At 71.1% G+C, this 19,676-nt stretch carries 13 protein-coding genes and 1 pseudogene; 4 read left to right on the top strand and 10 right to left on the bottom strand.

The window, feature by feature from the left end:
* The 5 genes and pseudogenes from AAW13_RS27535 to dxr form a co-directional block, all read right to left on the bottom strand.
* The coding region (locus AAW13_RS27535) for a flavodoxin-dependent (E)-4-hydroxy-3-methylbut-2-enyl-diphosphate synthase (RefSeq protein WP_167391738.1) at positions 1-681 on the bottom strand (681 nt) is incomplete at its 3' end.
* 170 nt (positions 682-851) lie between these two features.
* Positions 852-1,262, bottom strand: a complete 411-nt coding sequence (locus AAW13_RS47840; RefSeq protein WP_079178989.1) for a transposase — start codon at positions 1,260-1,262, stop codon at positions 852-854.
* Between the two features lie 163 nt (positions 1,263-1,425).
* Positions 1,426-2,136: pseudogene (locus tag AAW13_RS47835) on the bottom strand (recombinase family protein); the annotation flags it as partial.
* Between the two features lie 136 nt (positions 2,137-2,272).
* On the bottom strand, positions 2,273-3,565 hold the full coding sequence (locus AAW13_RS27520) for a M50 family metallopeptidase (protein WP_206306285.1): 1,293 nt from the start codon (positions 3,563-3,565) through the stop codon (positions 2,273-2,275).
* A gap of 8 nt (positions 3,566-3,573) precedes the next feature.
* Positions 3,574-4,854 (bottom strand): 1-deoxy-D-xylulose-5-phosphate reductoisomerase, encoded by a 1,281-nt coding sequence (gene dxr, locus AAW13_RS27515; RefSeq protein WP_046732273.1) that lies wholly within the window; start codon positions 4,852-4,854, stop codon positions 3,574-3,576.
* A 175-nt stretch (positions 4,855-5,029) separates the two neighbouring features.
* On the opposite strand from dxr, the gene AAW13_RS27510 reads away from it, so the two are divergent.
* Positions 5,030-5,488: a lamin tail domain-containing protein gene (locus AAW13_RS27510; protein ID WP_046732274.1), complete on the top strand. Its 459-nt coding sequence runs from the start codon at positions 5,030-5,032 to the stop codon at positions 5,486-5,488.
* 4 nt (positions 5,489-5,492) lie between these two features.
* On the opposite strand, the gene AAW13_RS27505 is transcribed toward AAW13_RS27510, so the two are convergent.
* On the bottom strand, positions 5,493-7,427 hold the full coding sequence (locus tag AAW13_RS27505) for an acyl-CoA dehydrogenase family protein (RefSeq protein ID WP_046732275.1): 1,935 nt from the start codon (positions 7,425-7,427) through the stop codon (positions 5,493-5,495).
* Between the two features lie 326 nt (positions 7,428-7,753).
* Between AAW13_RS27505 and AAW13_RS27500 the strand changes: the two genes are divergently transcribed.
* From AAW13_RS27500 to AAW13_RS27490, 3 genes are all read left to right on the top strand, one after another.
* Positions 7,754-8,767: a LacI family DNA-binding transcriptional regulator gene (locus AAW13_RS27500; RefSeq protein ID WP_071659708.1), complete on the top strand. Its 1,014-nt coding sequence runs from the start codon at positions 7,754-7,756 to the stop codon at positions 8,765-8,767.
* A gap of 80 nt (positions 8,768-8,847) precedes the next feature.
* Positions 8,848-10,956: a glycoside hydrolase family 31 protein gene (locus AAW13_RS27495; RefSeq protein ID WP_071659707.1), complete on the top strand. Its 2,109-nt coding sequence runs from the start codon at positions 8,848-8,850 to the stop codon at positions 10,954-10,956.
* A gap of 199 nt (positions 10,957-11,155) precedes the next feature.
* A complete protein-coding gene (locus AAW13_RS27490) occupies positions 11,156-12,343 on the top strand; it encodes a sulfotransferase family protein (protein ID WP_071659706.1) in 1,188 nt (395 codons plus the stop codon).
* Positions 12,344-12,475: 132 nt separating this feature from the next.
* Here the strand turns inward: AAW13_RS27490 and AAW13_RS27485 are convergent, their stop codons facing one another.
* From AAW13_RS27485 to AAW13_RS27470, 4 genes are read right to left on the bottom strand one after another with little or no spacing between them, the layout of a single operon-like run.
* A complete protein-coding gene (locus tag AAW13_RS27485) occupies positions 12,476-13,189 on the bottom strand; it encodes a glycoside hydrolase family 12 protein (protein ID WP_071659705.1) in 714 nt (237 codons plus the stop codon).
* A gap of 34 nt (positions 13,190-13,223) precedes the next feature.
* Positions 13,224-15,428 carry a glycosyl hydrolase family 95 catalytic domain-containing protein gene (locus tag AAW13_RS27480; protein WP_071659704.1) on the bottom strand — a complete coding sequence of 735 codons (2,205 nt, stop codon included), beginning with the start codon at positions 15,426-15,428 and terminating at the stop codon, positions 13,224-13,226.
* Complete coding sequence (locus tag AAW13_RS27475; protein WP_071659703.1) at positions 15,425-17,392, bottom strand: beta-galactosidase; 1,968 nt, start codon at positions 17,390-17,392, stop codon at positions 15,425-15,427. The genes AAW13_RS27480 and AAW13_RS27475 overlap by 4 nt, the downstream gene beginning before the upstream one ends.
* Positions 17,392-19,587, bottom strand: coding sequence for a sialidase family protein (locus AAW13_RS27470; RefSeq protein WP_071659702.1), 2,196 nt, complete (start codon positions 19,585-19,587; stop codon positions 17,392-17,394). Before AAW13_RS27470 ends, AAW13_RS27475 begins: the two co-directional genes overlap by 1 nt.
* Between the last annotated feature and the right edge of the window lie 89 nt (positions 19,588-19,676).

Genomic DNA, 19,676 nt, shown 5'->3' with positions numbered 1-19,676 from the left:
CGTGCCCTGGAAGGCCGGGCCCGCCTCGGTCACGCCGAGGTGCAGCGGGTAGTCGCACTGGGCGGCGAGCTGCCGGTACGCCTCGATCATCACGACCGGGTCGTTGTGCTTCACGGAGATCTTGATGTCCCGGAAGTCGTGCTCCTCGAAGAGGGACGCCTCCCACAGCGCCGACTCGACCAGCGCCTCGGGGGTCGCCCTGCCGTACTTCTGGAGCAGCCGGCGGTCCAGGGAGCCGGCGTTGACGCCGATGCGAATCGGCGTGCCGTGGTCCTTGGCCGCCTTCGCGATCTCCTTGACCTTGTCGTCGAACTGCTTGATGTTGCCCGGGTTCACGCGGACCGCGGCACAGCCGGCCTCGATCGCCGCGAACACGTACTTCGGCTGGAAGTGGATGTCCGCGATGACCGGGATCTGCGACTTCCGCGCGATGGTCGCGAGGGCGTCCGCGTCGTCCTGCGTGGGACAGGCGACCCGGACGATCTGGCAGCCGGACGCCGTCAGCTCGGCGATCTGCTGGAGGGTGGCACCGATGTCCGAGGTGCGGGTCGTGGTCATCGACTGGACCGAGACCGGGGCGTCGCCGCCGACCGCCACGGAGCCGACCTGGATCTGCCGGCTCTTCCGGCGCTCGGCGAGCTTGGTCGGAACGGACGGCATGCCGAGAGAAATCGCAGTCATCTGCTGTGCAACCCCAAGTCGTGGATCTAGGTCCAGGTCCCGTCGTGAGCGGGTTCCAGGCTTCGAGATTACGGCACCGGCACAGCCACGAGCACATCCCCCACCCGTAAACCCACTCGATGGAAGCGGCCCGGAACACAGTGTTCCGGGCCGCCTCGAACAACGCGTGGCTAGGAGATTTTGACGGGGTTAACCACGTCGCGCACGTTTTGGCCGCCGAGGGCAGCCTCGGCATCGAGGGCCGTGCGGACAGCTACCTCCGGGACGGCTTCCCAACTGACCACGGGTGTGCCTGTGCCGTTCCGGTCAAGCAACCTCACGATCTTCGACCACACACCGTCCGCCAGCCAGGTGCGCCGGCGCCAACGGACTTTCTCGGCGTCGCCGAACCGCGCCGGGAGCTCGCGCCAGAGGACTCCGGTACGCAGTCGGTGGAGCATTCCTGTGAGGGCAGTTCGCAGATCCAGCGGTGACCGGAAGTGATGCGCACCGTACTCGGCACGGAGCAACGTTTCGATGCGGGCCCACTGACTGTCCGTGGGGTCCGATTCGACCCGTGAGCGGGTACTCCCCCAAGGGATTTCTACGTGGCCGGTTCAGCTCGGCCAGCGCCCGCTGAAAGGCGTGAATCCTCTCTGCCTGCAAAATCGCCGGCAACGGGATCACCACGCTCTCACCGTGCAGGGGTCGCCCGTCGTCGCCGAGCCGGGTGCAATGGCCGCCCCACTGTTGATCAGGGCGTCGGAAGACCGCCTCTCCGACAAACGCTGCCCCCTGCAACCGTCGGTGAAGGTTCACCGCCGTCCAGAGCTTGCCGCTTCGGGTCGGAATCCCGCGTGCGTTCAGTTCCTCGGCGACGTCCGCCAGAGTGCGGCCGCCCTCGATCACAAGATCGGCCAAGAGCCGCACCACTGCTGCTTCTGCCGGATCGACTTCGAGAGCCGACCCGAAAGCGCCTTTGCCTGCGATTCTGTAGCCGTAGGGGGCCGGGCCGCCTGGCCAGCCCCCGTCAAGCGCCTTGAGCTGCCGCCCCGCCTGGGTACGGGCGACGATTCGGCGGTAGTCCGCCTCGACTGCCTGCGCCAGCCGGTCGATGGTGAGCCATCTTTCATGGCCGGCCTCGCTCAAGGACTCGTCCAAGGACTCGACACAGCACTCGACCCGAGCACCGGCGTCTTCGATCTGCCAGATGCAGCGCCAGACAGCGGACTCCGTTCGTCCCAGACGGTCAAGACGGTGAACGAGAACGACACCCACCCGGCCTTCGCGGATTTCCACGAGCAGTTCGTCGAGCCCAGGTCGCGAGTCCGTCGACCCCGATTCACCGAGGTCTTCCCAGCCACCCGCAAGCCGCCACGTCGATTGCTGCTCCACGAACATACGAATGGCTTCGGCCTGAACCGGAATCCCGTACCGCCCCTTCGAGACTGGCCGGACCCCAGGGTGTTGGCGCACCGCTGGGGTCACTCCATGAACAACAAGAACGTACGAAGTTCGCACTTACATCGTGGGTGCGATTCGGGCCCTTCACCCGTGTGGACTACACGAGCGAAGGGCCCGAATCGAACCCATACCAAGAAATGAACGCTTTTCAGCTGATCTTGACCGGGTTAACTACGTCGGCGACTAGGACCAGCAAGGTGAAGCAGATGAAGATGCTGGCCACCACGTAGGCGACCGGCATCAGCTTCGCCACGTCGAAGGGGCCCGGGTCCGGGCGGCGGAGGACCTTGGCCAGGTTCCGGCGCAGGGATTCCCACAGGGCGCCCGCGATGTGGCCGCCGTCCAGCGGCAGCAGCGGGAGCATGTTGAAGAGGAACAGGGAGAGGTTGAAGCCGGCCACCAGCATCAGGGCCATGGCCAGCTGCTCGGTGGGCGGGATGTCCAGGGTGAAGATCTCGCCGCCGACGCGCGCCGCGCCGACCACGCCCATCGGGGAGTCCGGCTGGCGGGGCGCGCCGTCGAAGGCCGCGTCCCACAGGGCCGGGATCTTGCCGGGCAGGCTCGCGATGGAGTCGACGGCCTCGCCGAGGCGGTCGCCCATCCACGTCACCGACTCGCCGAAGTCCTGGCGGACGATGCCGGTCGCGGCGCTGAAGCCGAGGAAGCCGGCGGTGACGTACTGGCCCTGGACGATCTGGCCGCTGGAGTCCTTCTTGGCGACCTGGTTGGTGGCGATCTTCGCGTGCAGGGTGAGGTCCTGGCCCTTGCGGTCGACGACGATCGCGACCTCCTTGCCGGGGGCGGACCGGATCAGGTCGGAGAGCTGGTTCCAGCTGGTGGTCTCGACACCGTCGAAGGAGAGGATCTTGTCGCCCGCCTTGAGGCCCGCGGCGGCGGCCGGGGCGGCCGCGTCGGAGTTCTTGCAGGTGTCGCGGTTCTCGCTCTGGGCGATCACGCACTGGGAGACCGAGCTGACCGTGGTGGTCTGCTGGCTGATGCCGAAGCCCATCAGGACGGTGAGGAACAGCGCCACCGCCAGGACCAGGTTCATGAACGGGCCCGCGAACATCACGATCACGCGTTTCCAGGGGGCGCGCGTGTAGAAGAGGCGGGTCTCGTCGCCTGGCTGGAGCTCCTCGAAGGCGGCCGACCGGGCGTCCTCGATCATGCTGCGCCAGGGCGAGGTGGAGCGGGCGGTGATGCGGCCGTCGGCGCCGGGCGGGAACATGCCGATCATGCGGATGTAGCCGCCGAGCGGGATGGCCTTGATCCCGTACTCGGTGTCGCCCTTGTGCCGCGACCAGATGGTCGGGCCGAAGCCGACCATGTACTGCGGGACCCGGATGCCGAAGAGCTTGGCGGTGGAGAGATGCCCCAGTTCGTGCCAGGCGATCGAGACCAGCAGGCCCACCACGAAGACGACTATGCCGAGGATCATCATCAGGGCTGTCATGCACGCGCCTCCGCGGTCGCCTTCAGTGCTGTCAGTTCCCGGGCCCGGGCCCGTGCCCAGGTCTCCGCTTCGAGGACGTCCGGCACGGTGAGCGAAGTTCCCGTACGAGGGGTGCCGTGTTCCTCGACCACCCGGGTGACGGTCTCCATGATGCCGTTGAAGGGCAGCAGACCGGTCCGGAAGGCCTCGACGCATTCCTCGTTGGCCGCATTGAACACCGCCGGGGCGGTGCCCGCGAGCTCTCCGACGTGCCGGGCGAGGTTCACGGACGGGAAGGCCTCGTTGTCCAGGGGGAAGAACTCCCAGGTGGAGGCCTTGCTCCAGTCGAAGGCGGGCGCCGCGTCGGGCACCCGTTCGGGCCAGCCGAGACCGATGGCGATCGGCCCCCGCATGTCGGGGGGCGTCGCCTGCGCGATCGTGGATCCGTCCGTGAACTCGACCATCGAGTGGACATACGACTGCGGATGCACGACCACCTCAATGCGGTCGAAGGGAATGTCGTAGAGGAGATGCGCCTCGATCACTTCCAGCCCCTTGTTCACCAGGGTCGCGGAGTTGATCGTGATGACCGGGCCCATCGCCCAGGTGGGGTGGGCCAGCGCGTCCTCGACGGTGACGTTCGCCAGTTCGGCCCTGGTACGGCCCCGGAAGGGACCGCCGGACGCCGTGACGACCAGTTTGCGGACGTCGGCCCGGGTCCCGGCCGCGAGCGACTGGAAGAGCGCCGCGTGCTCGGAGTCGACGGGGATGATCTGGCCGGGCTTGGCCAGCGCCTTGACCAGCGGGCCGCCGACGATCAGGGACTCCTTGTTGGCGAGCGCGAGGGTGTGGCCCGCCTCCAGGGCCGCGAGGGTCGGCGCGAGGCCGATGGAGCCGGTGATGCCGTTGAGGACGGTGTGGCACTCCGCGGAGTCGGCGGCGGCGACCTGGGTGGCCGCGTCGGGTCCGGCGAGGATCTCGGGCAGCGGCTCTCCGGCGCCGTACCGGTCGGTCAGCGCCTCGCGCAGGGCCGGTACGACGTCCTCGCGGGCGACCGCGACGGTCCGCACGCGCAGCCGGTGCGCCTGCTCGGCGAGGAGGGCGACCCGGCCGCCGTTCGCGGACAGCGCGGTGACCCGGAAGCGGTCGGGGTTGCGCAGTACGAGGTCGATGGCCTGGGTGCCGATGGATCCGGTGGAGCCGAGGATCACCACGTCCTTGGGGCCGTCGCCCGCGAGCGGGTCGTACACGAGATGCGGGTCGGCGAGGGGGGCCGGACTGGCGGGACTGTCGGTCATCCCCCCATTGTCACCGCAACGGGCGGCCCGGTGGACAGCGCGTCCCTCGCGCGGGTGCCTTATCAGTTCTTGGCGCCGTATGACGCGTAATTCCCTTTGTGAGATTCAGGTGAAGATCATGTGATAACACTGCTGTCTGTTCGGATGTGGATCTGGATCCAGGGGGGATCTCTTCATGCGTACTCCGCACATACGCGCTGCCCTGCCCGCGCTCGCGGGCGCCGCGTTGCTCACCGGCACCGTGCTCAGCACCCCGGCCCAGGCGGCCGGTGGCGTCACGGTCTATCACGTCTGGTTCGACAGCCCGGGCACCGACAACCGCTCCAACGCCAGCCTCAACGCCGAGTGGGTGCAGATCAAGAACACCGGGGGCTCGGCCGTCTCGCTCAAGGGCTGGATCCTCAAGGACGCCTCCAACCACCGGTACGTGTTCAAGGACGTCAGGATCGGCGCCCACAAGACGATGAAGGTGCACACCGGCCGGGGCACGGACACCGCGTCGGACAAGTTCCAGAACCGCCGCGCCTACGTGTGGAACAACACGAGCGACACGGCGACGCTGACCCGGGCGAGTGGCGCCAAGGTCGACTCCTGCTCCTGGACGACGCGGGATCCGAGCGACAAGTACTGCTGAACCGCTACTTCAGCGGGCGGCGGACGTTGTCCCGCGCGGACGGCCCGGGGGTCGCGTCGGCGATCCACGGGCCCTCGCCCGACGGGTCGACGATCCCCTGCTCCAGCCATTCGTAGGAGCCGCCGAGCACGCCCTTGACGACCTTGCGGTCCAGGTCGTCGGTGTTCGACCACAGGCGGGTGAACAGTTCCTCGACGCGGACGCGGGCCTGCCGGCAGAACGCGTCGGCGAGCTGGTAGGCCTCGCGCCCGTGGTCGCCCTCGCGGCGCAGCAGTTCGGCACGGACGCAGGCCGCGCTCATCGCGAACAGCTCGGCGCCGATGTCCACGATCCGGCCCAGGAAGCCCTGCTTGGTCTCCATCCGGCCCTGCCAGCGGGACATCGCGTAGAAGGTGGACCGGGCGAGCTTGCGGGCGTGCCGCTCCACGTACCGCAGGTGCGGCGAGAGGTCGATCCCGTGTTTGAAGTCGCCGTACGAGGTGGGCAGCTGCCCCGGCCCCGCGACCAGTTTCGGCAGCCACTTGGCGTAGAAGACGCCCGCGTTGGCTCCCGCCCTCGCCTTGTCCTGGAGGGACTTGTCGGGGTCGATGAGGTCGCCCGCGACCGACAGGTGGGCGTCCACCGCCTCCCGGGCGATCAGCAGGTGCATGATCTCGGTGGAGCCCTCGAAGATGCGGTTGATGCGCAGGTCGCGCAGCATCTGCTCGGCGGGGACCGCCCGTTCGCCGCGGGCTGCCAGCGACTCCGCGGTCTCGAAGCCGCGGCCGCCGCGGATCTGGACCAGCTCGTCCGCCATCAGACAGCCCATCTCGGAGCCGTAGAGCTTGGCGAGGGCGGCCTCGATGCGGATGTCGTTGCGGTTCTCGTCGGCCATCTGGGAGGACAGGTCGACGACCGCCTCCAGCGCGAAGGTGGTCGCCGCGATGAAGCTGATCTTGGAGCCGACCGCCTCGTGCAGCGCCACCGGCTTGCCCCACTGCTCGCGGACCCCCGCCCACTCCCGGGCGATCTTCAGGCACCACTTGCCGGCGCCCACGCACATCGCGGGGAGGGACAGCCGTCCGGTGTTGAGGGTGGTGAGCGCGATCTTGAGGCCGGCGCCCTCGGGGCCGATGCGGTTGGCCGCCGGGACCCGGACCTGGTGGAAGCGGGTGACGCCGTTCTCGAGGCCGCGCAGGCCCATGAAGGCGTTGCGGTTCTCGACGGTGACGCCCTCGGAGTCGGCCTCCACCACGAAGGCCGTGATGCCGCCCTTGCCGTCGTCGGACTTCGGTACCCGGGCCATGACCACGAGCAGGTCGGCGACCACACCGTTGGTGGTCCAGAGCTTCACCCCGTCGAGCACGTAGTCGTCGCCGTCCCGTACGGCCGTGGTGGCGAGGCGGGCCGGGTCCGAGCCGACGTCCGGCTCGGTGAGCAGGAACGCCGAGATGTCGGTGCGGGCGCAGCGCGGCAGGAACGCGTCCTTCTGCTCCTGGGTGCCGAAGATCTTCAGCGGCTGCGGCACGCCGATCGACTGGTGGGCGGAGAGCAGCGCGCCGACCGCCGGGTTCGCGGAGCCGACCAGCGCGAGGGCCCTGTTGTAGTAGACCTGGGTGAGGCCGAGGCCGCCGTACCTGGGGTCGATCTTCATGCCGAGGGCGCCGATCTCCTTGAGGCCGGCGATCACCTCGTCGGGGATGCGCGCCTCGCGCTCGATGAGCGCCGAGTCGATCTTCGTCTCGCAGAACTCGCGCAGCCGGGAGAGGAACTCCTCGCCGCGGCGCACGTCCTCGTCCGCCGGGAGCGGATGGGGGTGGATGAGGTCGAGCCGGAAGCGCCCGAGAAACAGTTCCTTGGCGAAGCTGGGCTTGCGCCAGTCCTGTTCCCGGGCGGCCTCCGCCACCTGGCGGGCCTCCCGCTCGGTGACGGTGGGTTTCTTGGTGGTGGGGGCGGACATGTGAGGCTCACCTCGCCACGAAAGGGGACGTTGAGGACCGTTCGTTACCGACCAGTGCTACTGGATCGTTGGTACCCCAAACGGGCTGCCCTCACCAGTCCTCCCGGTCCGATCGGGTCACCCGGACCGGCCGTCCGGGTCCACGGTGTTGCGTCGTGGGGCCCTCACGGGGGACGGTTCGGCGAGAGCGTGCCGTCAATTCGCTGTCGAAGCGCTTCGACAACCTATGGACACCCACCTCCACTGGGGCTACTGTCGAACCACCCTCACTCGCCCTTGTCAGCAATGCGCACTGTCGAAGCGCTTCACAACACTTGGAGAGCTGGATGGTCACCCTCGCCGAGGTCGCCCAGCACGCCGGAGTCTCGGCGAGCACGGTGAGCTATGTCCTCAGCGGCAAGCGGTCCATCTCCACCACCACCCGGCAGCGGGTCGAGCAGAGCATCCGGGAACTGGGCTACCACCCGAACGCCGGTGCCCGCGCTCTGGCCAGCAGCCGGTCGAACATCATCGCGCTGATGGTCCCGCTGCGTACGGACATGTACGTGCCGGTGATGATGGAGATCGCGATCGCGGTGGCCACCACCGCCCGCATCCACGGCTACGACGTCCTGCTGCTCACGGGCGAGGAGGGCCCGGACGCGGTCCGCAGGGTCACCGGCAGCGGGCTCGCCGACGCCATGATCCTGATGGACGTGGAGCTGGAGGACGAACGGCTGCCGCTGCTCAGGGGGACCGACCAGCCCTCCGTACTCATCGGCCTGCCCGCCTCCACCTCCGGGCTGACCTGCGTCGATCTCGACTTCGGGGCGACCGGGGCGCTCTGTGTGGAGCACCTCGCGAAGCTCGGCCACCGTGACATCGCTGTCATCGGCGAGGCCCCGGCGGTCTACGAACGGCACACGGGTTTCGCCGAGCGCACCCTGGACGGACTCCGGTCCCGGGCCCGGGAGCTGGGCCTGCGGGTCCTGCACCGGCCGTGCGACGGCGGCTACGACGCGATGGCCGCCACACTGGCCCGGATCTTCGACGAACGCCCGGACACCACGGGGTTCGTCGTGCAGAACGAGTCCGCGGTGGAACCCCTGCTGGCGCTGCTGCGCCAGCAGGGCCGGGCCGTGCCCGAGGACGTGTCGGTGGTCGCGATCTGCCCGGAGCAGGTCGCCGTCCAGGCCTCGGTGCGGCTGACCTCGGTCGCCATCCCCGCCCAGGAGATGGGCCGGCACGCGGTGGAACACCTGGTCGCCAAGCTCGACGGCCGGGGCAGTGACGAAGTCGTGCTGATCGCACCCGAGTTGACGGTACGGGCGAGCACGGGACCGGCCCCGGCCGGGTCCTGATCCCGGACGCAGCGCCTCGTTCGCAGTGCCCCGCCGTGCCGGGGCACCCCCCTGTCTGCACTCCTCCAGGAGCACCTGCCGTGAATCAGCCTGCCGAAATCCAGTCCACGGACCACCAGCCCAAGGTCAGCCTCGCGCAGTCCTCCCCCACCGTCGGCACGTTCCGGGAACGGGACGGCGGTCTGGAGTGGAGCGGGCGTCAGGAGACCCTGCGGATCGAACCGTGGGGGCCGGACGCCGTCCGGGTGCGGGCCCGGCTCGGCGGTCCGGTCCTCGACGGCCTGCCGGGCGCCCTGCTCGACGAGCGCCCGCCTGCCCAGTCGACCGTCAAGGTCACCGACGGGGAGGGGCGGTTGACGGTCGGGAACCTGACCGTGGAGGTGTCCGCCGAGGGTCTGGTCCGTTTCCTGCGCTCCGACGACCTCTCGGAGGTCCTGGCCGAGGAGCGCGCCCACTTCTGGTGGCCCGGCTCCCGCCTCTACACCGCCGTCGGCAACGGCTACCACCGGCTGGAGCAGCGGTTCGCCGCCTACGAGGGGGAGAAGCTGTTCGGCCTCGGCCAGCACCAGCACGGGCGGCTGGACCAGAAGGGCCTGGTGCTGGACCTGGTCCAACGCAACGCCGAGGTCTCCGTCCCGGTCCTGGTCTCCAGCCGCGGCTACACCCTGCTGTGGAACAACCCGGCGATCGGCCGGGTCGAGCTGGCGGGCAACGGGACCCGCTGGGTGGCGGACTCGGCGCGCCAGCTCGACTACTGGATCACGGTGGGCGATCCGGCCGACGGACAGCGCAACTACAGCGCGGTGAGCGGCCGTTCGCCGATGCTGCCGGAGTGGGCGGCGGGCTTCTGGCAGTGCAAGCTGCGTTACCGCACCCAGGACGAACTCCTCGCCGTGGCCCGGGAGTACAAGCGCCGCGGCCTGCCCCTCTCGGCGATCGTCTGCGACTTCTTCCACTGGACCCATCTCGGGGAGTGGAAGTTCGACCCCGCGGAGTGGCCCGACCCGGCCGCGATGGTCCGTGAACTGGACGAGCTGGGCGTCAAGCTGGTGGTGAGCGTCTGGCCGTCGGTGTCCCCGCTGTCCGAGAACCACGGCGTCATGGAGCAGCGCGGCTACTTCATCGGCACCCAGTACGGCCCGATGGCGCACGCCGACTGGCCGGACAAGGAGGTGGCGTCGACCGTCCAGGTGGCCTTCTACGACGCCACCAACCCGGAGGCCCGCGCCTTCGTGTGGTCGAGGATCAAGGAGAACTACCTCGACCCGTACGGCATCACGGCCTTCTGGCTGGACGCCTGCGAGCCCGAGCTGAAGCCCGGCTTCCAGGAGAACCTGCGCTACTGGACCGGTCCGGGACTGGAGGTCGGCAACAGCTACCCCGCCGAGAACGCCCGGACCTTCCACGAGGGCCTGCGGGCGTCCGGTCTGGGCGACGACGAGATCGTCACCCTCAACCGTTCGGCGTGGGCGGGCAGTCAGCGTTACGGGGCGGCCGTCTGGTCCGGTGACATCGGTACCGACTTCGCGACCCTGCGCCGCCAGATCGCGGCCGGACTCAACACCGCGCTGTCCGGCATCCCCTGGTGGAACACGGACATCGGCGGCTTCCACGGCGGCGACCCGGACGACCCGGCGTACCGCGAGGTGATGGTCCGCTGGTTCCAGTTCGGCGCGCTGTCCCCGCTGATGCGGCTGCACGGCTTCCGCGACCCGGGCATGCCCCTCGGCCCCGACATGACCGGCGGCCCGAACGAGGTGTGGTCGTACGGCGAGGAGGCCGGCGCGATCCTGGAGAAGTACCTGCGGCTGCGCGAGCGGCTCAAGCCGTACGTGCTGAAGGTCATGCGGGAGGCGCACGAGGAAGGCCTGCCGGTGCTGCGGCCGCTGTTCCTGGAGTTCCCGCAGGACCAGACCGCCTGGACGGTCGACGACGCCTACCTGTTCGGCCGTGACCTCCTCGTGGCGCCGGTGCTGACGGCCGGGGCGACGGCCCGGACGACGTACCTGCCGGCGGGCGCCCGCTGGACGGACGCGTGGACCGGCGAGTCGTACGAGGGCGGCCGGGCGGTGACGGTGGACGCACCGCTGGACCGCATTCCGCTGTTCCTGCGGGACGGGGCGGAACTGCCGGTGGCGGAGCAGCCGCCGGCCGAGCAGCCGGGGCGGGCTGCGGCCGACGGGCGGTGATCGTCTCGACTCGACGGCGTGGTGGCGCAGACCGGTGATCGTCTCGACTCGACGGCGTGGTGGCGCAAACCGGTGATCGTCTCGACTCGACGGTATGGTGCGGCAGTCCGGTGATTGTCTCAACTCGGCAGTGTGCGGGACCAGTTGAGGAGGGTAGTCAGTATCCCCTCCCCTGTCCCCCACGAAGGGATCCGCTGCCGTGTCCTCCGGTCCGCTCTCCCTCACGCTCGCCAACGCGCTGCTCAGACCGGCCGCCCGCGCGCGCCGCACGCCCGACCTCGCCTTCGACCGGCTGCTCGAGGCGGCCGGGCGGACGGAGGGCGACGAGCGGTTCACCGACGACTTCCGGTTCCTGCTGCGATGTTGGTCGGACGCCGAGCACCTCACCCCGGTCGGCTGGCTGTCCGCGCGCGGACACGTCGGCCGCCATCTCGCCAACCGGGCCCGGATCCGCCGGCTGCTCGCCGAGCACCCCGCGATCGAGCGGGAACCGGTCGATCGGCCGGTGTTCGTGGTGGGCCTGCCGCGCACCGCCACCACGCTCACGCACAGCGTGCTGTCCCTCTCCGCGGACCACCGCTGCCCGCTGCTCTGGGAGTTGCTCACCCCCGACCTGGAACGCACCCCCGCGGAACGGGAGAAGGCGATCGCGACCGCCCGCCGCCTGGTGGGCGGGATCAACCTGTTCGCGCCGCGGTTCCGGCACATCCACGCCCTGCGCCCCGAGGGCCCGGAGGAGTGCACCTTCGCGCTGCCGCACACCGTGATGCCGCTGTCCCAGGCCGTGATCCCCGAGTACCTGCCCTGGCACGAGGCCCGTGACTTCGAGGCGGACTACCGCTACCTCAAGCAGATCTACCAGGTGCTCCAGTACGGGCGCCCGCGCCGCCGCTGGGTGCTGAAGTCGCCGCTGCACCTGGAGAACCTGGACGCGCTGCGCGCGGTCTTCCCGGACGCCACGATCGTTTGGACACACCGTGATCCGGCCACCGCCGTGGCCTCCTTCTGTAGCCTGGTCGAGCACGGCATGGCGGTCAACACCCGTCCCGTCGACCCGGAGTGGATCGGCGCCACCTGGCTGGCGCTGCTGGCCCGGTCGGCGTCCCGCGGCCTGGCCGCCCGGGCGGCCGTCCCCCGCGAACTGCTCGTCGACGTGCCGTACTCGTGGCTGGGCGCCGACCCGGCCGCGGGCGCCCCGAAGCTGTACGCGGCCGTGGGCGCCCGCTGGACCGAGGCCGACGCGGCCCGGCTCCCGGCCGTCACGGCCCGCCCGAAGGGCACCCGGGTGCACGCCTACGACCTGGCCCGCTACGGACTGAGCCGCGCCGACGTCGACGCGGCCTTCGCCGACTACAACGCGCTGCGCGCCGAGGTCGACCGGTCCTGACCACGGGGTCGACAGGCTCGACCGCGGGGTGGACCGGTCCTGACCACGGGGTCGACCGGCTCGACCGCGAGGGGGCCGGGCCCGACCGCGAGGGGGGCCGGTCCCGCACCGCACGCGGGGCCGGCCCGTCGCTCAGCTGCTGCTGACGCTCTCGCTGTTCACGGCGAAGTCCAGCCCGCCGGACGAGGACGTGATCTCGAAGCCGAACTGGAAGTCACCGATGGTGACGTTCCCGAACCAGCCCTTGGTGTCCTTGATCCACTTCAGGATCGGCAGCACGTTGACGGTGCCGGAGGACGAGTTCGAGGTGCGCACGAACGAGAAGACGTCGTTCGAGCCGTTGTTGCCCTTGTACACGGTCCAGGTGTGACCGCCCAGGGTCAGCGTGCCCTGCGAGGTGCCGAGCGGGCCCACGGCACCCGTGTGGTTCATCCAGAGCATGATCTCGTACTTGTAGCCGGTGTCCCAGATGTCGTACGACGTGTTGTACGCGCCGGACGACGGGACCGTGACGTTGTAGCTGCTGGAGAGCGAGGACAGCGAGGTGATCGACTTGCTGATCACCGCCTTGGCGTTGGGGTAGGACTTGATGCCGCCGGTGTTGGGGTGGTTGGCCCAGACACCCCAGTTGGTGCCGGAGTTGGCCCAGATGCACTGGCTGCCGGCGCCGGAGCCCCAGATGTTGTTGTAGAGGGTGTAGCCGTTCAGCGTGGTGTTGCCCCACTGGTCGCAGGAGCTCCAGACGGCGGCCGAGGCGGGTGCGGAGGCCAGGCCGACGGTGGCGCCGAGGGCGAGCGCGGGGGCGATCAGGGCCTTGGCGACCCTGCGATACGTGCGTGTTGCCATGGTGTCCCTTCCATGGGTGGGGGGAATTGCGCGGTCACCACGTCCCCAGGGTGAGGACGTGTTCTTCTCCGGCGACGAGGTCGAGCGGCCGGGCGCCGGAGGAGGTCCACAGGTCGATCCGGAGCGTCCGGGACGGCTTCAGGACGGCGCGCGCTCCGCCGGGGGCCCAGTCGAGGTCGAGTTCGGCTCCGAATCGGGTGCGGACGCCGTGCAGCCGGCCCGTGCCCAGGGCGCTCGGCGGGGCCGGCAGGAGGACCAGGCGGTCCGGGGTGGACTGCACCAGGGCCTCGACGAGCACGGCGGGCAGGGTGTGCGCGGCGTCGGCGTTGTAGACGTCGCGGTCCGGGTAGTGGGCGCTCATCAGGGAGGCGTGGAAGAAGTCGCCCTCCAGGACGTGGGCGAGGGCGGCGGTGACCCGGTCGCCGTCCCGCAGCCGGGCCGCCACGAGCGCGTGGTGGAGGTGTCCGTGGGCCGAGTCGTTCTCGGCGCCGCGCAGTTCGAGCGCGCGGTGGGCGGCGGCCGCGAGCTCCGGGGTGTCGTACGGGGTGATCTCGTCGAGCGGCCAGACGCCGTAGAGGTGGCTGAGGTGGCGGTGGTCGTAGGTGTCGTCGAGGCCCGGCCACGCCCACTCGGCGAGGGCGCCGTCGGCGTTGATCCGGTGCGGGGGCAGCCGGTCCGCGAGGGCGCGCCAGCGGTCGGCGTCCGGACCGGGGTGGTAGTCGGCGGCCGTGCGCAGGGCGTGCCGGGCCGCGGACAGGTCCATCGCCGCGTTGACCGCGCCCCAGCCGCCGTTCGCCGGCCGGTTCTCGGGCGAGTAGGAGGGGACGATCACGAGCCGGCCGTCGGGGTCGGTCCGGGTGAGGAAGTCCTCGTAGAACGCGGCGACCTCGGCGAGCGCCGCCGCCGTCCGCGGATCGCGCCCGCCGCGGATCTCGTCGTGGTCGACGAGCGGTTTCAGCAGCCAGTCGGCACCGGCCGTCCACAGGTGCAGCGGGTACTCGCGGCTGAAGTGGTACGACAGCCCGGACTCGCCGTCGCTGTGGGCGGGTGCCACCACGCCCCGGGCGCCGAAGACCGCGCGGGCGTTCTCCCGCCAGTCCCCGAGCTGGCGCTGGACCAGTGCGGCGCACGCCTCGGTGACTTCCGGGAGGGCGGCGGCCGCGGCCGAGGCCGTCTGGAGGTTCACGTTGGCGTCGTTGGTGAAGGCACCGGACCAGGCGGTGTCCCAGTCGCCGGTCCACAGTCCGGTCAGCCGGGGCGGGTTGAGGCCGGAGGCGGAGAGCAGGTGGTAGCGGCCGGCCGCGAAGAGCCGTTCCAGCAGGGCGGGTTCGGCGGCCCGCTTCAGCAACTGCGAGCCGGGGAGGGCACGGGCGGCCGGGGCGGCGGCCAGGTCGAGGGTGACGCGGTTGTAGGCGGTGCGGTGCCGGTCGAGGTGGCGGGCGAGCAGGGTGTCGTACGGCTGCCCGTCGGTGAGCAGGTCGCGCAGTTCGCGCGCCTCGGCGGTCACGTCGAGTTCGCCGGTGTGGCGGCGGACCCGGGTGAGGAGGAGGACGGCCTCGGCGCCGGTGACGCGGACGCCCGGCGGGACGAGTCCGGTGGAGCCGCCGGTGACGGCGACCAGGGTGACGCCGGTGACGGCGCGGTCGCTGCCGGGGTAACGGGCGCGGAGACTGAGCAGGGCGCCTTCCGGGGTGCGCAGCGTGCCGTGGCCGATGCCCAGGTCGGAGGGGGCGCCGGGGAGCCGGTGGTCGAGGGTGATGCCCAGGTCGAGGCCGGCGGCGCCGGTGACGTGCTGCACGATCACGTCGTCCGCGCGGGAGACGAAGACCCTGCTGGTCCGGTCGGCGGTGGTGGCGGTGACCTCACCGGTGGTGAAGTCGACGGCGCGGTGGTAGCCGTCGGTCCGGCCGTGCGGTCTGCGCAGCCGGGTCTGGAACGCGGGGTGGAAGGGCTGCACCCACTGGAGCGGGCGGCCGTCGGTGAGGCGCTCGGCGGCGTCCCGCTCGCCGGCGAGCAGCCTGTCCTGGACGTCGGCGAGCTGGGCGGCCAGGCGGGGCGGGCGGGCCTGTTCGCCGCCGTTCGGGCGGACCAGGGTGTGCTGGGTGACGATGACACGGTCGTCGTTCGGATCACCGAACACGAGGGCGCCGTGCCGGCCGTTGCCGCTCAGGAAGGCGTCCTCCCAGCGGGCGGCGGGGGCGGGCTCCCAGGTGCCGTGGACGGGGCCGGTGGCGGTCACGGCTTGAGCACCGCCGCTCCGTAGCGGCCGAGGACGATCCCGTCCGTGGCGCCCGTACCGGTCAGCAGATCTCGATGTGTTCCCATGACCGGCACATTTACCTGATCAGGCCCGTGATTGAACAGGAACAGCAGATCGCCCCGGCGGACCGCCTCGACACCGGCCGGCAGTCCTTCCAGCACCGGCCTGACGCCCGCCGCGGCGGCGATCCGGCCGAGCAGCGCCCGCAGTGCCTCCGGCTCCGGCAGCGTGGAGACGTACCAGGCACGCCCGTTGCGCAGCACGGCCGGCAGCCCGTCGAGTTCGCCGCCGTCGTACGGCACCGTCTCCGTGACACCGGCCGCGGCCTCGATCTCCTCCGACCACAGGGTTCCCCGGAACCCCTGGCACGCGACGCTCTCCCCCGCCTCCAGCGGCCACCACTCGTGCAGGGTGCGGATGCCGAACAGCTCGCGCAGCCGCGCGTCCATGCCACCGGGGCGGATCCGGTCGTCCTCGTCGGCGACGCCGGTCAGGAATCCGCTGACGAGCGTGCCGCCGCCGCGGACGTAGCCGAGGAGGTTGTCGATCGCGGTGTCGGTGAGCAGGTAGAGCTGCGGGACGACGACCAGCCGGTAGGCGGACAGGTCGTGTTCGGGGTGGGCGAAGTCGGTGGTGAGGTTCGACTCCCACAGCGCCCGGTGCCAGGCGTGCAGGACGTCGGGGAGGTCGACCTCGGTGGAGAGCCGGCCCTCGTGGGCCCCGGCCCACCAGGAGTGCCAGTCGTGGAGGATCGCGATGTCCGCGCCGATGTGGGTGTCCGTCACCTCGGCGCCGATCGTGGCCAGTTCGGCGCCCAGCTGCCTGATCTCCTGGTAGGTACGGCCTTCCTCCCCCGCGTGGCTGACCATCCCGGAGTGGAACTTCTCCGCGCCCTGCCTCGACTGCCGCCACTGGAAGTAGCAGACGGCGTCCGCGCCGCGGGCCACCGCCTGGAGGGACCACTGGCGGTTGAGGCCGCGCGGTTTGGGGTGGTTCACCCCGCGCCAGTTGACCGGCCCGGCGGCCTGTTCCATGAGCATCCAGGGGCCGCGCGCCTGGGAGCGGGTGAGGTCGTGGACGAGCGCCCCGTGCTGCGGACCGAGGGGGTCCCGCGGGTCGGGGTAGAGGTCGACGGAGACGACGTCCTCCTCGGCCGCCCAGCGCCAGGCGTCCAGGCCGGTCCACAGCGGCATGAAGTTGGTGGTCACCGGGATGTGCGGGGTGTGCCGGGCGACGATGTCCCGCTCGGCGGTGTAGCACTCCAGGAGCATGTCGGAGGTGAAGCGGCGGAAGTCCAGCACCTGGGTGGGGTTCTTCAGGTAGTGGGTGTGGCGGGCGGGCAGTACGGCGTCCCAGCTGTCGTAGCCCTGGCTCCAGAACGCCGTGCCCCACGCGGTGTTGAGGGCGTCGAGGGTGCCGTAGCGCTCGCGCAGCCAGCGCCGGAAGGCGGCGGCGGCCTCGTCGCCGTGGTCGTAGGTGCAGTACTCGTTGTTGATGTGCCACATGGTGAGGGCGGGATGGCCGGCGTAGCGCGCGGCGAGGTCCTCGGTGATGGCGGCGGCATGGCGGCGGTAGGTGGCGCTGGAGTGCGAGAAGTGCTGGCGGCCGCCCCACCACTCGGTACGGCCGTCGGCGTCCCGGGGCAGGGTGTCGGGGTGCAGCCGGCCCAGCCACGGCGGCGGGGCGGAGGTCGGCGTGGCGAGGACGACGCCGATGCCGTTGTCGTGCATCAGGTCCATGAGCCGGTCCAGCCACCCGAAGTCCCGCTCCCCCGGCCGGGGTTCGAGTCTCGCCCAGGAGAAGACGCCCAGGGTCACGGAGTTGACGTGGGCGGCCTTCATCAGCCGGACGTCCTCGTGCCAGGTCTCCTCGGGCCACTGCTCGGGGTTGTAGTCGCCGCCGAAGAGGAGCCGGCCGCGGGTGGCGTCGGTGAGCCCCGGCATCAGCGGGGCTCCCCGTACTGGATGCCGCGCCCGTTGGTGGCCAGGTAGACCCTGCCGTACACGCGCGGGTCGCCGGTGACGGCCTGTCCGGTCCAGCCCCACTGGTGCCGGTCGTCGTTGATCCGGGTCCAGGATCCGGCCTCGTCGTCGGAGCGGTGGACGGCGGTGCCGGAATCGGTGGAGCCGACCAGGTAGACCGCCGGGTAGCCGGCACCGGGCGCCGCCTTGCCGAAGCCGAGGGTGTACGCGGCCCGGCAGGTGGCGATCTCGGCGAAGGTGGCCCCGCCGTCGGTGGAGCGGTACAGCCCGTTCCACTTCACGCTCAGCCACAGGTCACCGGACCTGCCGGGCGCCGCGGCCAGCTGGAACTGGCTGTCCCCGGCGGGCAGCCCGGTCGCACGCGCGGTGAACGAACGGCCACTGTCAGTGCTGGCCCGTAGTGTTCCGGTGTCGGTGTCGTACGCGTAGAAGAGCGTCGGGTCGGCCGGGTCGGCGACCGGCGTGGCGCCCTTCGGGAAGGAGGGGATCTCGGTCCAGGTGGCGCCGTTGTCGTCCGACCGGTGGGCGGGGTACTTGGTCCCGTCCCAGTGCACGAAGGACCACAGCAGCACGCTGCCGTCGGCGTTGGCGGCGATCGGCCCCGGTGCGTCGTGGGCGAGGGAGGGCTGGGCGGCGAAGGGCGCCCAGGTCCGGCCCCCGTCGTTCGAGTACGCGCCGTTGCCGTGGTCGCCCCAGCCCGTGCGGACCACGTACGCCGGCCTGCCCGCGGCCTGCGCGAGCCCCGTCGCCGACCCGAACACGGGGTTCGAGGCCATACCGCGGGACGGAGACGCGGTGAGCCGCTCGTGGTACATGACGCCGATGTCCCCCGAGCCGCTGAGCAGGTGCGCCTCCCCGACCGGGGGCGACACCAGCTGGAGCACCGACGTCTCCTCCAGGCCGCGGATCCGCGGCGCCCAGTGGACCAGGTCGCGGGTGCCGTAGAGGGTGGCGCCGGTGCCGTAGACGATGTGCTTCGAGTCGTACGGGTCGACGGCCACGGCCTGGATCCACCACCCGAACTTGGGCTCTTCGGCCCCCCACTTGAGGAAGGGAGTCTCGGACACGTCGAAGACCGCGGAGTCCTTGAGGGACGTCCAGGTACGGCCGCCGTCGGTGGTCCGGTAGAGGGTGTCGACGGCCGTCCACCGGTTGTTGGTGGAGACGACGACGGTGCCGGGCCGGCGGGCGTCGACGGCGACCCCGCCGTAGCCGAAGGTGTCGCCGCCGCCGGGCACGACCGGGGTGACGTCGGACCACCGGTCGCTGCCGACGGCCAGCTTGTGCACGCTTCCGTCGGCCTGGCCGTTCGGGCCGGGAGCGTCGGCGTACGTCACGTACAGCTCGCGGGCGTGACGGTCGTAGGCGGCGCGGACCGGGACCTTGGCGGCGGTGCCGGTGGGCTGTCGGGGTACGGGCTCCCAGGTGGCGCCGTCGATGGTGCGGTACAGGTTGACGGCGGTGGCGCCGCCGTCGCCGTCGCCCCAGCCGGCGTACACCGCACGGCCGACGGCGACGAGCAGGCTGACGCCCTGGCCGGCGGCGGTGGGGGCGGGCGGGAAGCCGGTGACCGGCGACCAGGTGGCGCCCCGGTCCGTCGACCTGAGCAGCCCGTCGTGCCGGGTGCCCAGCCACAGCGTGTCGCTGTCCCGGGGGTCGACGAGGAGGCGCTCGCCCATGCCCCGGCCGTCCTCGTTGGCGCCGAGCTTGACGGTGAGGTCGGTCCGGGTCCAGCTGGCGCCGCGGTCGTCCGAGCGCAGCACCGCGCCGTTTCCGGCCCAGGACTGGGCGTAGGTGCCGAGGGCGAGGTAGAGCCGGTCCGGGTGGGCGGGGTCGACGGCCATCGCCTCCACACCGAGGAGGTTCCAGTCGTCCCAGCCGAGGTGGTCGGTGAGCGGTGTCCAGCGGGCGGCACGGGCGTCCCAGCGGTAGGCGCCGCCGATGTCGGTCCGGGCGTAGGCGAGACCGGGTGCGGTGGGGTGGAAGAGGACGCCGGTGACGAATCCGGTGCCGCCGATCACCGCGTTGCGCCAGCGGTACGCCTGCGGCTGGGGCTCGGCCGCGTGGGCGGGGGCGGCGGCGAGGGCCGGGATTCCGGTGAGGGCGGTCACTGCTGCCGTACCGGCGAGAACGGTTCTGCGGCTCAGGCTGGACATGGGGAACCTTCGGTGGGCGTGGGTGGGTTGGTGGTCCGGGGTGGGGGCTGAGGGCGGGGGAGGGCCGCTTACCGCGCTGGCAGGTGCCG

Source organism: Streptomyces humi, assembly GCF_001005085.2.
Taxonomy (GTDB): Bacteria; Actinomycetota; Actinomycetes; order Streptomycetales; family Streptomycetaceae; genus Streptomyces; species Streptomyces humi.
The sequence above is the reverse complement of the archived record's forward strand: the minus strand, read 5'-3'. Positions and strand labels throughout refer to the sequence as shown.